15 protein-coding genes and 1 pseudogene are annotated in these 14,755 nt (G+C 64.3%); 6 read left to right on the forward strand and 10 right to left on the reverse strand.

Annotated features, from left to right (window positions below):
* Positions 1 to 14 precede the first annotated feature (14 nt).
* Both BKX93_RS04965 and dbpA read left to right on the forward strand, forming a co-directional pair.
* Positions 15 to 1,127, forward strand: a complete 1,113-nt coding sequence (locus BKX93_RS04965; RefSeq protein WP_235429537.1) for a methyl-accepting chemotaxis protein — start codon at positions 15 to 17, stop codon at positions 1,125 to 1,127.
* 164 nt (positions 1,128 to 1,291) lie between these two features.
* Positions 1,292 to 2,674, forward strand: a complete 1,383-nt coding sequence (gene dbpA, locus BKX93_RS04970) for an ATP-dependent RNA helicase DbpA (RefSeq protein ID WP_046157755.1) — start codon at positions 1,292 to 1,294, stop codon at positions 2,672 to 2,674.
* Between the two features lie 80 nt (positions 2,675 to 2,754).
* On the opposite strand, the gene tauD is transcribed toward dbpA, so the two are convergent.
* The 5 genes from tauD to BKX93_RS04995 all read right to left on the reverse strand — a co-directional run bounded on the left by tauD (position 2,755) and on the right by BKX93_RS04995 (position 8,021).
* Complete coding sequence (tauD, locus tag BKX93_RS04975; RefSeq protein ID WP_046168911.1) at positions 2,755 to 3,588, reverse strand: taurine dioxygenase; 834 nt, start codon at positions 3,586 to 3,588, stop codon at positions 2,755 to 2,757.
* 22 nt (positions 3,589 to 3,610) lie between these two features.
* The gene (tauC, locus tag BKX93_RS04980; RefSeq protein WP_070978982.1) at positions 3,611 to 4,459 is read right to left on the reverse strand and encodes a taurine ABC transporter permease TauC; all 849 of its coding nucleotides are present in this window, start codon (positions 4,457 to 4,459) and stop codon (positions 3,611 to 3,613) included.
* Entirely contained in the window at positions 4,456 to 5,241 is a 786-nt protein-coding gene (gene tauB, locus BKX93_RS04985) for a taurine ABC transporter ATP-binding subunit (protein ID WP_046157752.1), read from the reverse strand. Before tauB ends, tauC begins: the two co-directional genes overlap by 4 nt.
* Positions 5,242 to 5,243: 2 nt before the next feature.
* On the reverse strand, positions 5,244 to 6,230 hold the full coding sequence (gene tauA, locus BKX93_RS04990; protein ID WP_070978984.1) for a taurine ABC transporter substrate-binding protein: 987 nt from the start codon (positions 6,228 to 6,230) through the stop codon (positions 5,244 to 5,246).
* 174 nt (positions 6,231 to 6,404) lie between these two features.
* Positions 6,405 to 8,021 (reverse strand): methyl-accepting chemotaxis protein, encoded by a 1,617-nt coding sequence (locus BKX93_RS04995; protein ID WP_046168885.1) that lies wholly within the window; start codon positions 8,019 to 8,021, stop codon positions 6,405 to 6,407.
* 262 nt (positions 8,022 to 8,283) lie between these two features.
* On the opposite strand from BKX93_RS04995, the gene BKX93_RS05000 reads away from it, so the two are divergent.
* Complete coding sequence (locus BKX93_RS05000; protein WP_070978987.1) at positions 8,284 to 8,949, forward strand: 7-cyano-7-deazaguanine/7-aminomethyl-7-deazaguanine transporter; 666 nt, start codon at positions 8,284 to 8,286, stop codon at positions 8,947 to 8,949.
* A 67-nt stretch (positions 8,950 to 9,016) separates the two neighbouring features.
* Here the strand turns inward: BKX93_RS05000 and BKX93_RS05005 are convergent, their stop codons facing one another.
* Positions 9,017 to 9,415 carry a nuclear transport factor 2 family protein gene (locus BKX93_RS05005; protein WP_070978989.1) on the reverse strand — a complete coding sequence of 133 codons (399 nt, stop codon included), beginning with the start codon at positions 9,413 to 9,415 and terminating at the stop codon, positions 9,017 to 9,019.
* Between the two features lie 199 nt (positions 9,416 to 9,614).
* Here BKX93_RS05005 and BKX93_RS05010 point away from each other — a divergent pair, with 199 nt between their 5' ends.
* The gene (locus BKX93_RS05010; protein ID WP_070978991.1) at positions 9,615 to 10,649 is read left to right on the forward strand and encodes an LLM class flavin-dependent oxidoreductase; all 1,035 of its coding nucleotides are present in this window, start codon (positions 9,615 to 9,617) and stop codon (positions 10,647 to 10,649) included.
* 71 nt (positions 10,650 to 10,720) lie between these two features.
* Here BKX93_RS05010 and aqpZ read toward each other — a convergent pair whose 3' ends face one another.
* On the reverse strand, positions 10,721 to 11,410 hold the full coding sequence (gene aqpZ, locus BKX93_RS05015) for an aquaporin Z (protein WP_046157746.1): 690 nt from the start codon (positions 11,408 to 11,410) through the stop codon (positions 10,721 to 10,723).
* Positions 11,411 to 11,738: 328 nt separating this feature from the next.
* Here aqpZ and BKX93_RS05020 point away from each other — a divergent pair, with 328 nt between their 5' ends.
* Positions 11,739 to 12,305 (forward strand): YqaA family protein, encoded by a 567-nt coding sequence (locus tag BKX93_RS05020; protein ID WP_070978993.1) that lies wholly within the window; start codon positions 11,739 to 11,741, stop codon positions 12,303 to 12,305.
* Between the two features lie 53 nt (positions 12,306 to 12,358).
* On the opposite strand, the gene BKX93_RS05025 is transcribed toward BKX93_RS05020, so the two are convergent.
* Entirely contained in the window at positions 12,359 to 12,607 is a 249-nt protein-coding gene (locus BKX93_RS05025; RefSeq protein WP_070978995.1) for a hypothetical protein, read from the reverse strand.
* A gap of 343 nt (positions 12,608 to 12,950) precedes the next feature.
* Between BKX93_RS05025 and BKX93_RS05030 the strand changes: the two genes are divergently transcribed.
* Entirely contained in the window at positions 12,951 to 13,868 is a 918-nt protein-coding gene (locus BKX93_RS05030; protein WP_186009497.1) for a SphA family protein, read from the forward strand.
* Positions 13,869 to 14,152: 284 nt separating this feature from the next.
* Here BKX93_RS05030 and BKX93_RS24565 read toward each other — a convergent pair whose 3' ends face one another.
* Both BKX93_RS24565 and BKX93_RS25980 read right to left on the reverse strand, forming a co-directional pair.
* A complete protein-coding gene (locus tag BKX93_RS24565) occupies positions 14,153 to 14,548 on the reverse strand; it encodes an Imm50 family immunity protein (RefSeq protein WP_145929273.1) in 396 nt (131 codons plus the stop codon).
* A pseudogene (locus BKX93_RS25980) lies at positions 14,545 to 14,700 on the reverse strand (HNH/endonuclease VII fold putative polymorphic toxin); the annotation flags it as partial. The gene BKX93_RS24565 and the pseudogene BKX93_RS25980, both read right to left, overlap by 4 nt.
* Positions 14,701 to 14,755 lie beyond the last annotated feature (55 nt).

Here is a 14,755-nt window from a genome sequence, read left to right on the forward strand (position 1 = left end):
CGCTATATCCACCTTTGACATCGCTTGCTAAACCATACGCGTCCGTCGATGCCTTCCGCACCCAGAGCATCCTGTTCGCGCTGTTCGCCTCGCTGCCGATGCTGGCGGTGGTCTATCTGTTCATCCGCCGCTTCGTCACCCGTCCGCTGCGGGAGATGTCCGAGGGCCTGGCCGAGCTGGCCAAGGGCGAAGGCGACCTCACCCGCCGCCTGCCGGAACGCAGCCGGGACGAAATCGGCGTCACCGCCCGCCTGTTCAACCAGATGCTGGGCACCGTGGCCGGCCTGGTGCGCCAGGTCAGCGACAGCGCCGACGCGGTGGCGCTGTCTGCGCGCAGCCTGTCCGACGGCGCTGGCCAGCTGGCCGCCAGCTCCCATCGCCAGAACAGCCAGTCGCAAGCCGCCGCCGAGGCGGTGGACCAGCTGGCCGCCCACATCGGCGAGATCGCCGGCAAGGCCGAGCACGTCAGCAGCGGCGCAGAGGAAAGCCTGCAGCGCTCGGAACAAGGCCGGCAAAGCCTGCACCGGCTGCAGCGCGAGGTAGGCCAGGCGGAAAGCGCGGTGCAGCTGATGGCGCAGGCGGAGAGCGAGCTGGTCAACTCCACCGCCGTGATCACCCACATGACCAAGCAAGTGCGCGAAATCGCCGAGCAGACCAATCTCCTGGCGCTGAACGCGGCGATCGAAGCCGCCCGCGCCGGCGAGCAAGGCCGCGGCTTCGCCGTGGTGGCCGACGAAGTGCGCAAGCTGGCGGAAAAGTCGGCCAAGTCCGCCAGCGAGATCGACGCAGTCACCGGCTCGCTCAATGACAAGACCGACGCGGTGCGCCAGGCGGTGAGCGCCGGCCTGCAATCACTGGAGGCCAGCCGCCACGCCACCGACAGCGTGGCCGGCGTGTTGGACGCGGCCAACCAGTCGGTGGCCGAGGTGCGCAGCGGCCTCAGGCAGATCGTGGAAGTGACCGAACAGCAGCGCCGCACCAGCCAGACGGTGAACGAGAACATCGACGCCATCGCCGGCATGGCGCGCACCAACGACGCCGACATCCGCCAGACCGTGGGCGCGGCCGCGGAGCTGGAGGCGCTGGCCAAGCGGCTGACCGACTCGGTGTCGCGCTTCCGGGTGTGAGCGCTTAACCCGGCAAAACCGGCTGCATCTGATAAAACAAGATAGACAGTTCCCCGCGCCCGGCTCTGCCGGGCGTTTTCCCAACCGAAAATGCGCCTGGCATTTGGCCGCGAGCCTCACTGCTGTTACACTGCCCAGCCTTTAGCCAACCGCGCCAAGTCATTGTGAAACCAGCCGCTTTTTCCAGTCTGCCCCTGCCCGCCCCCTTGCTGTCCAACCTGGACAGCCTGGGCTACCACCAGATGACCGCCATCCAGGCCGCCAGCCTGCCCGCCATTCTGGAAGGCCGCGACCTGATCGCCCAGGCCAAGACCGGCAGCGGCAAGACGGCTGCGTTCGGACTGGGCCTGTTGGCCAGCCTCAATCCGCGCTGGTTCGGCGTGCAGGCGCTGGTGATGTGCCCGACGCGCGAACTGGCCGACCAGGTGGCTCAGGAAATCCGCCGCCTGGCGCGCGCCATCGACAACATCAAGGTGGTGACGCTGACCGGCGGCACCCCGATGGGCCCGCAGATCGGTTCGCTGGAGCACGGCGCCCACATCGTGGTGGGCACGCCGGGCCGGCTGCAGGACCACCTGTTCCGCGAAACGCTGAACCTGGCCGGCGTGAAGACGCTGGTGCTAGACGAGGCCGACCGCATGATAGACATGGGCTTCATCGAGGAGATCGTCGGCATCGTCCGCGCCTGCCCGAAGACCCGCCAAACCCTGCTGTTCTCCGCCACCTATCCGGAAGACATCCGCAAGGCCAGCGCGCAGTTCCTGAAAAACCCGGTCGAAGTGAAGGTGGAGTCGCTGCACAACGCCGACCACATCGAGCAGTGGTTCTACAAGGTGAAGCCGGAAACCCGGCTGGAAACGGTGAGCCGCATCCTGCGCCATCTGCGCCCCACTTCGGCGCTGGCCTTCTGCAACACCCGCGAACGCTGCAAGGAGCTGGTGCGCGAGCTGCAGGAACAGGGCTTCAACGCGCTGACCCTGCACGGCGACCTTGAACAGCGCGAGCGCGACCAGATCCTGCTGCGCTTCGCCAACAAGAGCGCCACCGTGTTGGTTGCCACCGATGTGGCCGCGCGCGGCCTGGACATCAAGGAACTGGACGTGGTGATCAACGTCGACGTCACCCATGATCCGGAAGTGCACATCCACCGCATCGGCCGCACCGGCCGCGGCGAGCAGCACGGCCTGGCGCTGACCCTGGCCACCGACAGCGAAGCCAAGCGCCTGGTGCAGATCGAAAACTACCAGCAGGCCGACCTGACCTGGGCCGACGTGGAAGAGCTGACTCCGGCCCCCGGCGGCCCGCTGCTGCCGCCGATGGTGACGCTGGAAATCGCCGGCGGCAAACGCGAAAAGCTGCGCCCGGGCGACCTGCTGGGCGCGCTGACCGGCGACGCCGGCTTTCAGGGCAGCCAGATCGGCAAGATCAATATCTTCGAGTTCGCCAGCTTCGTCGCGCTGGAGCGCTCCATCGCCGAAGACGCGCTGGCCAAGCTGTCGCAATGCAAGATCAAGGGCAAGCAGTTCAAGATGCGGCTGGTCGGCTGATCCGTCCCGTCGTCATTCAAATGAAAAGGCCATCCCTGAGGATGGCCTTTTTGCTGCCTGCAAGACTCAACTCCGCCAAACTAGTACGGCTGGTCTCCCAGTATCGTCGCCCGGTGCATCACCCGCCGCGCCGGCCGGTAGTCGTCCACCGCGTAATGGATGGTGCAGCGGTTGTCCCAGAACGCCACGTCGCCCGGCTGCCAGCGCCAGCGGATCGAAAACTCCGGCTTGGACTGGTGGGCGAACAGGAATTGCAGCAGCGCGTTGCCCTCGCCGTCCGGCAATTCGTTGATGGCGATGGTGAAGCCTTCGTTGACGAACAGCGCGCGGCGGCCGCTTTCCGGGTGGATGCGCACCACCGGGTGGCTGACAGGCGGATGCTTGCGCCGCGTTTCATCCCAGCGGCGGCGATCGTCGTCGGTCAGGCCGTAGCGCGCCAGCGGGAACGATTTGGCGAAATCGTGGACGGCGCTCAAGCCTTCCAACCTGGCCTTCAGGCTGGCCGACAGCGCCTCGTAGGCGGCGATGCCGCTGGCCCACAGCGTGTCGCCGCCCAGCTCCGGCAGCTGCCGCGCCGCCAGCACCGCGCCCAGCGGCGGGGTCTCTATGAAGGTGACGTCGGTATGCCAGATAGCGTTGTCCTGCAAGTCCACCACATCGGTGTCCAGCACCACGATCTCGCGCGCGTCCGGGTGTTGCGGGTAGATCGGGTGGGTGTGCAGATCGCCGAAGCGCACAGCGAAATTGCGCTGCTGCAGCGGCGTGATGTCCTGGCCGCGGAAAAACAGCACCTGGTGGCGCAGCAGCGCCTCGTTCAATGCCCGGCGCTGCTCATCGTCCAACGGCCGCGCCAGGTCTATCCCCTCCACCACCGCGCCCAGCGCCGGGCTCAGGCGGGTCAATTGCAAACTCATTCAAATCCCCTCTTGCTTGTATTTAGTCTTGTTGTCCATGCCAAGGCGCCAGCCGATCCTGCAGCGCGCGCAGGCCCAGCTCCAGCGCGAAGGCCACCGCGGCGATCACCAGAATGCCCAGCACCACCACGTCGGTGACCAGAAACTGCGCCGCCGACTGCACCATGAAGCCCAGCCCACGCGTGGCCGCCACCAGCTCCGCCGCCACCAGCGTGGACCAGCCGGCGCCCAAACCGATGCGGATGCCGGTCAGTATCTGCGGCAGCGCCTCGGGCAACACCACCAGCCACAATAGCTGCGAGCGGTTGGCGCCCAGGCTCTGCGCCGCGCGCAGCCGGTTGCAGCTGACCTGGGCCACGCCGTGGCGGGTGGCGATGGCCACCGGCGCCAGGATGGCCAGGAAAATCAGCAGCACCTTGGACAGCTCGCCTATGCCGAACCAGATCACGATCAGCGGCAGATAGGCGAGCGGCGGCACCGGACGATATGCTTCCAGCATGGGATCAAGCAAGCCCTGTGCCAGCTGGCTGCGCCCCATCAGCGCGCCCAGCGGCACGCCCACCGCCACCGCGGCGCTCAAGGCCAGCGCGATGCGTTGCAGGCTGGCCTCCAGATGCTGCCACAGCGTGGCGTCCATGAAGCCCTGGCCGGCGACGACGAACAGCTTGCCCAACACTGCCTCCGGCGCTGGCAGAAACAACGCCGGCACCCAGCCGCTATGCGCCAGCAGCCACCAGCCGCCCAGCAGCAGCGCCAGGCTGGCCGCGCCCAGCCATAGCCGGGACGGCTCGCGCCCCGGCCTCGGGCCGGCCTCGATGCGGGAGGAAACCGTCAACAGCTCCCGCTCCGCGGTGGTTTCGGTGCCGCTCATGCCCATGCCTCCTGTCGGCGCTGGGCGAACACGTCGGCCAGCAGTTGTTCTCTCAAGGCGATGAATTCCGGATCGGACTTGATCGCCCGCGCGCTGTCGCCGGCGCGCCAGCGGCGGCTGAACGGCGGGCGCAGCGTCTTGACGATGCGGCCCGGCCCCGGCGACATCAACACCAGCTCGGTGGCGAGGAACAGCGCCTCCTCGATGTCGTGGGTGATCAGGAACACGCTGCTGCCGGACTCGGCCCATACCTTGAGCAGCAGCTCCTGCATCTGCTCGCGGGTGAAGGCGTCCAAAGCGCCGAAGGGCTCGTCCATCAGCAAGGCCCCGGCGCGGCCGGCCAAGGCGCGGGCGATGCCGATCCTCTGCTTCTGCCCGCCGGACAGCTGCCAGGGATAGCGGGCGCCGGCATCGGCCAGATCCACCTGCTCCAGCGCCCGCTCGGCCAATTCTCGGCGTTCGGCGCGCGGCGCGCCGCGCAGGCGCAAGCCGAAGGCGACGTTGTCCAGCGCGCTCAGCCAGGGCAGCAGCGCGTGCTGCTGGAACACCACCGCCCGGTCCGCGCCCGGCCCGGCCACCGGCGCGCCGCCGAAGCGCACGCTGCCGGAGTCGGGAAACTGGAAGCCGGCGAACAGATTGAGCAAGGTGGTCTTGCCGCAGCCGGACGGCCCCAGCGCCACCGCCAGCTCGCCCGGCCCCACGCTCAGCGACACGCCGTCCAGCGCCGGCTGCGCCTGGCCGGGATAGCGAACCGACACCCTGTCTGCGATCAGCGCCGCCATGCTCACCTCGCCGTCTTGACGAAGCGGTTGGTCACGTAGGGGCCGTAGTCCGGCTGCAGCGATTCCACCTTGCCCTGCGCCTTCAGGAAAGCGGCGGTCTTACCCACCGCGGCCACGAACGGCGACTGCAGCAGCGCGGCCTGATCGTCGCGGCCGAGGAAGCGGTTGCCCTTCAGCCCGGCCACCACGTCCGGCGCGGCGGCGCCGGTCAGCCGGCCGATCTTGGCGATGTTGGAAGCATTGGCGATGAAGGCCTGCGGATCGGCCAGATAAGCGCCGATGGCGTCCAGCGACACCTTGGCGAAGCGCGAGACGAACTCGGGATGCGCGGCGGCGAAGTCCTTGCGCACCACCCAGATGTCGTAGGTGGGCGCGCCCCATTTGGCCACTTCCGCAGAGCTGGTCAGCACCGCGCCGCCGGGCTTGATCTTGCCCAGCGCCGGGTCCCAGACATAGGCGGCGTCGATGTCGCCGCGCTGCCAGGCGGCCGCGATCTCGCCGGGGCGCAGATTGAGGATCTTCACCTTGGCCGGGTCAATGCCCCAATGGCGCAGCGCGGCCAGCAGGCTGTAATGGGTGGTGGAGACGAAAGGCACCGCCACCTTCTTGCCGACCAGGTCCTGCGGTTTGGCGATGCCGCTGCCCTTGCGCGCCACCAGCGCCTCGGCGAAGCCGATCTCGTCGGCCACCAGGAAGGTCTCGATCGGCAGGCCGCGGCTGGCGGCGGCCGCCAGCGGGCTGGAGCCGATGTTGCCGATGGCCACGTCGCCGGAGGCCACCGCCGCGATCAGGTCGGCGCCGCTGTCGAACTTGCGCCAGTTGATGCGGCTGCCGGTGGCCTTCTCGTAAGCGCCGTCGGCCTGCGGCACCTTGGTGGGGTCGATGCCGGTCTGGTAGCCGACGGTGACGGCGTCCGCCGCCGCGGCGACGCCCGAAACGGCCAATGCGGCGGAAAGGATCAGTTTGAGAAATGCGCGCGGTTTCGCCATGGCTTGTCCATTTGGTACGAGTTGGAAATACCGTTCCAATCTAACAAGCGCGCCGCGCCCGGCTAAGCAATTAATCCTGGCTTGCTTATCGCTTTTCCTGCAAAAACGTCCGCCCAAAAAAAACAGGGCCTTGCGGCCCTGTCGGATCTTCCCCGATCCCTGTCATTGTTCGGTTCACACTTTGTACTGCGCCACCGTGCGCTGGATATTGCCAGCCTGGTCGCGCAGTTCGCGGGCGGAATCGGCCGAATCGGACGACGCCTTGGAGTTGGCTTCCGCCATCTGCGCGATCTGCTCCACTTTTTGGGCGATGGTGTTGCTGGCGCTGCCCTGCTCGACAATGCTGTCGGAAATCTCGCCGATCAGCAGCATGCTGTGCGAGGAGTTGGTCTTGATCTGTTGGATGGTATCCCCGGCGTCGCGCGCTTTCTCCGCCTCTTCGTTCACCCTGGTCACCACTTGCTGCATGCCGGTCACCGCGGCCTGGGTGCCCTGCTGCATCTTGTCTATCACCGCGGAAATCTCGGTGGTGGAGCTGGCGGTGCGCTCGGCCAGCTTGCGCACTTCGTCCGCCACCACGGCGAAGCCGCGCCCCGTTTCGCCGGCGCGCGCAGCTTCGATCGCGGCGTTCAGCGCCAGGAGATTGGTCTGGTCGGCAATATCCTTGATCACGCCCAGCACAGTGGCGATGGTGACGCTGTCGTCGCGCAGCTTGCCGATGCGGTCGGACGCCTCGCCCACCGACTCCGCCACCGCGCTGATGCCGTCCACCGTGCCCAACACCACCCGACTGCCGCGGTCGGCGATTTCGCCGGCCTCCCTCGCCTGATGATTGGCCTCCCGGGCGCGGTCGGCCACATGGTTGATGCTGACCGTAACCTGCTCCACCGCGGCGGCCATCGCCGAAGCCGACTCGCTCTGCTGCACCGAGCTGGACGCGATTTCGCCGGACGAGTTCACCATATGGATGATGGAGCCTTCCATGTCCTCCACGCTGCGGCGGATTTCCTGGAAGCTTTGCTGCAGCCTGGCCATCAGTTCGTTGAACGCGGTGGCGGTCTTGCCGATCTCGTCCATCCTCGCCACCGGCGCGCGCAGGCGGAAGTCCAGCGAAGTCCGCACCGCCTGCATGGTGCTCAGCGTCTGCTCCAGGCTGCTGCGGATATTGAGGAACAGATGGCCGCTGAGCCAGCCGCACACCAGCACTGCCAGCGCCACCAATATCGTCGACTGCCACCAGGCGGCCAGATAGGCCGCAGCGTTGTCCTTGCTCAGCTGCTCAGCCAGTTTGTAGTTGAACTCGATATGATCGATCAGCGCCTGGTTCAACGCCTTGGCCTCGTTGGACATGTCGCCGGTCATCAGCTTGTCCGCCGCCGCCACATTATTGTCCTGGACCAGTTGCAGATACTTGTCGCGCTGCTGGCGATACATTTTCATGTCATCACGGTCTACCTGCAGCAGCTTGCGGTCGGCATCGTTGGAGATCAACTCTTTCTCGTATTTGTCCAGCGCCGCGTCGAAGCGCTTGTCCAGGTCCGCCAGCGCGGCGAACTCGGCCTTCTTGGCCGCCGGGTCCGACAAGGCCACGCTGCGCGCCAGCGTCAGCCTCACGTCCGCCAGCGCCTCCTTGGCGTCGTCAAGCGTGTGGATGCTGGGAAAAGTATTGATCTTCATGTAATCGAAGCGCTCATTGGCCTGCTGCTGCTTCCACAGGCCCTGCACGCCCAACGCCAGCATCACCAGCAGCGCCAGTATGGTGGTCAACAGCAGTCTTTTGGTAATGGTCATGTCCAACTCCTAGCAGGCCCGGCGCATCGAATTCGATTACGAGAATTTACTTAGAATATTTATAGCTTTCTTTGTCCAACAAACAACAAGTCATTCTGCATGACGCCATTCAGACATAAGCTGGCAATGGCCTTGATTTTGCGGAAATATTTTCATGTATAGACAAAAAGCGGTATCATCACGCCCCTCTGTCGCCGGGCCATGGGCCTCCGGCGGGTATTCACTGGGTTCCCTCACCCCATTCAGCAAAAAGGATGCATCAATGTTTGCCTTTACCGACCGGCAGCGCCTGTCCGCTCTGATACAGCTGTCGATGCTCCACATCGCCATCATCGCCTCCAGCAACTACCTGGTGCAGCTGCCGATCACCATCTTCGGCTTCCACACCACCTGGGGGGCGTTCACCTTCCCGTTCATCTTCCTGGCCACCGATTTGACCGTGCGTATTTTCGGCGCGTCCCTGGCCCGGCGCATCATCCTGGCGGCGATGGTGCCGGCGCTGGCGATCTCCTACCTGGTGTCCACGCTGTTCTATCAGGGAGCGTGGCAAGGCTTCCGGGCGCTGGAGCATTTCAACCTGTTCGTCGCCCGCATCGCCGCGGCCAGCTTCGCCGCCTACGCGCTGGGCCAGATCCTGGACGTGCAGGTGTTCAACCGGCTGCGCCAGCTCAAGGCCTGGTGGGTGGCGCCGGCCGCCGCGATGTTCTTCGGCAACATCAGCGACACGCTATCGTTCTTCTTCATCGCCTTCTACAAGAGCAGCGATCCGTTCATGGCCGCCAACTGGGTGGAGATCGCGCTGGTGGACTACAGCTTCAAGGTGCTGATCTGCATGCTGTTCTTCCTGCCCATGTACGGCGTGGTGCTGAAAATGATAGTCAAGCGCCTGCTGCGCGCCGGCGTCGGCGAACAGCTCCAGCCGGTGTAAAGCATCCTGACAAAGCAAAACGGCCAGCCTCCCTTCGGAGCTGGCCGTTTTTCATCGCGCTAAGCGATCAGGGGCGCATCGCCTCCCACACCTTGGCGCTGTCCACAATCTGCTCGAACTTGACGATCTTGCCGTCCTTCAGCGTGTAGACATGGGCGAAGGACGCGGTGAAGCTCTTGCCGGTGGCGCGGTAGGCGCCGTGGTAAAAGCCCTGGGCGACCACATTGTCGCCATCCACGTAGTAATGATCCACCGCCGCGCGGTAGCCGTCCCACTCGCTGCCCAGCCGCTGGAACACGTTTTCCACGATGGCCTGCGGGCCAACGTAAGTGCCGGCGTACGGAAAGCCCGCCGCCTCGGTCCATTCGGCGCCCGGCGCCAGCGCCGCCAGCAGGTTGCGGCCATTGTCTTCGGATTTGCCCTCGTAAGTGGCGCGGACAATGTCCAGATTGCTGCGATTCGTCATGATGCTTGCTCTCTCAAACAGGAATGGTTCTCAAATATGGCCGTACCCGGATAATTCAAGACAGCTCTTTCACCACCATACGCACCAGAAGGCAACTATCCCACCTGAAAGTGCCTACTTCTGACGAACGGCGCCGCTCCGTATACTGGCTTCATCCCGCGCCGGCGCCGTCCGCGCGCGCCAACACAGGCTGATTTGAATGACACCCTCCGCATCCCCGCGCCTCTCCATGCTGGAACTGGCGCCCATCGTCGCCGGCGGCGACGCCGCCCAGGCCCTGCGCGACAGCGCCGCATTGGCCCGTCATGTCGAGCGACTGGGCTACACACGCTTCTGGGTGGCCGAGCACCACAATATGGCCGGCGTGGCCAGTTCCGCCACCGCGGTGATGATAGGCCACATCGCGGCCCACACCCAACGCATGCGGGTCGGCTCCGGCGGCATCATGCTGCCCAATCACGCGCCGCTGGTGGTGGCCGAGCAGTTCGGCACGCTGGCCACGCTGTTCCCCGGCCGCATCGACCTGGGACTGGGCCGCGCGCCCGGCACCGATCCGCTCACCGCCCGCGCGCTGCGCCGCGACCGCCTGGGCCCCGGCGACGACTTCCCGCAGCAAGTGGCGGAGCTGCGCGGCTACCTGGGGCCGGAACAGCCGGGCCAAGCCGTGCGCGCCATTCCCGGCACCGGCACCAACGTGCCGGTATGGCTGCTGGGCTCCAGCCTGTACGGCGCGCAGCTGGCCGCGCAGCTGGGCCTGCCTTTCGCCTTCGCCGCCCACTTCGCCCCGGCCCAGTTGCATGAGGCGCTGCAGTTGTACCGCCATCTGTTCCAGCCCTCCGCCGCGCTGAGCCAACCGTACGCGATGGCCTGCATCCCGGTGCTGGCGGCGGACAGCGACGAAAAAGCCCAGCGCCTGGCCACCACGCCGTACCAGAAATTCCTCAATCTGATCCGCGGCGACCGCCGCCCGCTGCCGCCGCCGGTGGACAGCATGGATGGCCTGTGGAGCCCGCGCGAGGAGTTCTCCGTCCGCAGCGAATGGCTGGGCGCGGCGGTGTTCGGCGGGCCGGAAACGGTGAGGATAGGGCTGCAAAAGCTGCTGGACGAGACCGGCGTCGACGAGATCATGCTGTCGGTCGACTGCCACGACTTTTCCGACCGGCTGCGCTGCTGCGAGATCGTCGCCGGCATCCTGCCGCAGCTGAAAACGCGTCAGGCGACCCTCGCCGATTGACGCATGGGCGGACAAGAAAAAGCCGCGGCAAACGCCGCGGCTTTTTTTCCATGCGCCAACAGAAGCGGAGCTTACTCGGGCTCGCCGGCGATCAGGCGGTACACCTTCGCGCCCAGCACTCCGCCGATGATGGGGGCCAGCCAGAACAGCCACAGCTGCTGCACCGCCCAGCCGCCGACGAACAAGGCCACGCCGGTGCTGCGCGCCGGATTGACCGAGGTATTGGTGACCGGGATGCTGATCAGGTGGATCAGGGTCAGCGCCAGGCCTATCGCCAACGGCGCGAAACCGGCAGGCGCGCGCTTGTCGGTGGCGCCCATGATCACCAGCAGGAAGAACATGGTCATCACCACCTCGCACACCAGGGCCGCCAGCAGCGAATAGCCGCCCGGCGAATGCTCGGCGTAGCCATTGGAAGCAAAGCCCTTGGCCACATCAAAGCCGGCGCCGCCGCTGGCGATCACGTACAACACCGCCGCCGCCGCGATGCCACCCAGCACCTGCGCCACGATGTACGGTGCCAGTTGTCCCGCGGGAAAGCGCCCGCCGGCCCACAGACCGATGGACACCGCCGGGTTCAGGTGGCAGCCGGAAATGTGGCCGATCGCGTAAGCCATCGTCACCACCGTCAGGCCGAAAGCCAGCGCCACGCCGGCGAAGCCGATGCCCAGATTGGGAAACCCCGCCGCCAGCACCGCGCTGCCGCAGCCGCCCAGCACCAGCCAGAAAGTGCCCAGAAACTCCGCGCCATATGATTTCATCGTCTTTCCCCCTTCAGGTTTCGAAAAGACCAGGCGTCCAGTCCTCGATTCGCCATGCCAAGCATCTTTATGCGTGTCGGACGCCTGATCGCACGCCGTTTAACCATAGCAAATGAAAAAGGCCAGCATGCCCGCGCCATCCGGCGCTGCAAACTGGCCTAAATTCCCGACCTAATCTCTCCCAGCGAGATTGCCGGATCGCGCGGATGCAGGCAGGGCTGCCTTCCCGGCCGCCGCGCAAGAGCCGCCTTTACCACGCGATGCGCGGCGAAACCCCGGCCAGCCGGTGATATCATCGACGGCCCCCCACAAGAACGAACCCGCCCCCATGGAAGGACTGCTCGACTGGCTGCTCGGAACCCTGGCCCTGCCCAAAGTGGGCCTGTCGGCCGTTTTCATGATCAGCCTGGTATCCGCCACCCTGCTGCCGCTAGGGTCCGAACCCGCCGTATTCGCCTACATCAAGCTCAGGCCGGACATGTTCTGGCAGGTGATCGCTGTCGCCACGCTGGGCAATACCCTGGGCGGCATGATCGACTGGTGGATGGGTTACGGCGCCAAGGTGGCGCTGCTGCGTTACCGCCTGCGCCGCAGCCACCGCGCGCATAGCCATCCGCACGCGGAACCCACAAACCGTCCGCCGCGCAGCGGCAAACCGGCGCTGAATCCGCGCTACTTCCGCTGGATGCGCAAGCGCGGCGCGCCGATGCTGCTGCTGTCCTGGCTGCCGGGCATCGGCGACCCGCTGTGCACCCTGGCCGGCTGGCTGCGCATCCCGTTCTGGCCCAGCGCGTGCTACATGGCGATCGGCAAATTCCTGCGCTATGTTCTCACCACCGCCGCCCTGCTGTGGGTGCCGGACGATTTCTGGCGGGGTTTGGGGCAGTGGTTTTGAGGCGGGGCGGCGTTTTGGCTGCAGCCAAATCCGATTGAGAGCGGCGCTCGTCCTCAATCCCAGCCGAAAAGATAGGCCGGCTCGCTCAACTCGGCCAGCATCTGGCGGATGGTGGGACAGGCGTTGCCCTCCTCGTCCTCCACCGGCACGTCCAGTTCATCCTCCGCAATCGGAGCGACATCCCCGATAGTCAGATCGGTTTCGCCTGCCAGTTCCTCCAGCACGGCCAAAGCCTCTTCCACGGAACCGGCGGCGACGATATCGTTGCCGCCAACCTGATAAGCCTTCAACGGCTGCCCCATCCCTGCTTCCCTCATTAATGGTTCACTCATCCAACCGTCCCTGCGCGGGCCGGGTTTCCTAACTACAACGCTTTTCATGCGCATTCGCATTCCGGCGCATGATATTCCTTTTGTCGACATTTTCCGATCCGTCCACGCCGAAAAATCCGCTCTCCCACGCATGCGGGGAGGACATCCCGTCCATGCATGCCCCTCTGTCCACAATCCATGATCATGGCCTACTCGCAAGCGCCACCTCTTTGGAATGCACGGCCTATACTCAGTTTGCCTAACGCCAAGCCTGCATACAGTTGCCCAGCATGCCGCCAACCACCAAATAAAACCGAACAGGGACACTTTCAAGATGAAACCAGCAAAAATGATCGCGCAGGCCGCGTCCGTCGCCATCGCCTGCCTATTGCCGCACTCCAGCGCCAATGGTCAGGAGCTGTGGGATCCTCATCTGCGCGGCGTCAACGAAGGGCTGGCCGCAGGCGTGCTGCCGCCGAAAGGCGTCTATGGCGTGCTGAACAACTACTGGACCTGGGTGGACAAATACGACCACAACGGCGACAAGACCGGCCTGCGGGTCAGAGCGCTGATCGAATTGCCGGAAGTGCTGTGGTCGACCGGACTCAAGGTGTTCGGCGCCGACTACGCCGTGGCCATCGCCCAGCCGATCGACTACACCACGCTTAGCGGCGACGGCCTGCCCCCCAATGGCCGCTGGGGCACCTTCAACACCATCCTGGTTCCAGGACAGCTGTCCTGGGCCTTGCCCAACAACCTTCACCTCAAGGCCAGCCTGGCGGTCTACCTGCCCACCGGCAGTTCGTCCCCGGGCCGGCTGCCAAACGGCACCTATCTCGGCGCCGCCAACGGCTTCTGGACGCTGCAACCCGGTTTGGCGCTGAGCTGGCTGCGCAATGGCTGGAACCTGAGCATGGATGCCACCTACGCCTACAATTTCCGCAACCCGGACACCCAGTACAAGTCCGGTCAACAGCTGGCCATCGACTACACCGTCGCCAAAACCATAGGCAAATGGACGATAGGCATGGGCGGCTACCAGGAAAACCAGCTGAGCGACGACTCCGGCAGCGGCGCGGCGGCCTGCGCGCAGACCGGCGGCTGCCGCGCCAGCAACTACGGCATCGGCCCGCTGCTTGGCTATCAGCTTGGCAAAGTGAAGCTGATGGCGATCTACAACCACGGCTTCCACACAACCAGCGATGTCGGCGGCGACTCCTTCAATCTGCGGCTGAGCTTCCCGTTCCAGTAACGGACGGACGGCCTTCTTCGCTGGCGGAGGGCTGGCCCATGGCCGGCGCCAGCCGCCGCAAGATCTCCACAGCCGGCGACAGATGTGGTTGTGACAGCGAATCAGGGGCGGGTCAGGAATGTAGGTTAGGTTGAATGAAATGAAGCCCAACGTTTACCGAGGATGAATAGACTCCAAACATGGAAATCATCGTACTTTTCGCGACCAGCTGGACCGACAAGTTATTCCCAAATTGATTAATTGCATGAGCATGAAGCAACGCATTTACGCCAACAGAGCAATAATTACCCTGGCGTTATCTCAGAAACAGATATTGCACTTGCGCTAAAACTAACATCCATGCCTCCGGACATAACCACCGAAACATAACCTTCAGCACTACTTTCTATCACAAGATCGATAGGATTACAGTCATCAGAAATTACTTCATTTTGCAGCGCTTTTAAGTTTCTAGGCACCTGAACAACAAACATGATATGGATATAATTGCATACCACCCATTTCTTAGGCGGCGCACTTGGCTCTTTCCTAACCTTAATCACAAAACGAAGCAAATCCGACATCGGAGAAAACTCCAGCCTTATCAAATCCACACCATCATCCCATATCCGATCCCATAGTCCATCATAGATTTTATCTAGGAAAAAAACATTGCTGATAATATCTTTTTGAATCTTCATTTCTTCCTCCCCGGAAACACATAGTAATGATCTTTAGAACCATCAACATGCCCATTCTTCAACCCGTCACTCGGTCTAAGGTTAAAGTGCGGTCCTTGATCACCAACTTCACCAAAATCATGTCCTTCCATGTTATTTTGGATAACTACATATTGCCCCCGGAATTTTAAAGGTCCGTAGGTTGGGCTGAGCTTGCGAAGCCCAACC

It is taken from the genome of Chromobacterium vaccinii (genome assembly GCF_001855275.1).
Taxonomy (GTDB): domain Bacteria; phylum Pseudomonadota; class Gammaproteobacteria; order Burkholderiales; family Chromobacteriaceae; genus Chromobacterium; species Chromobacterium vaccinii.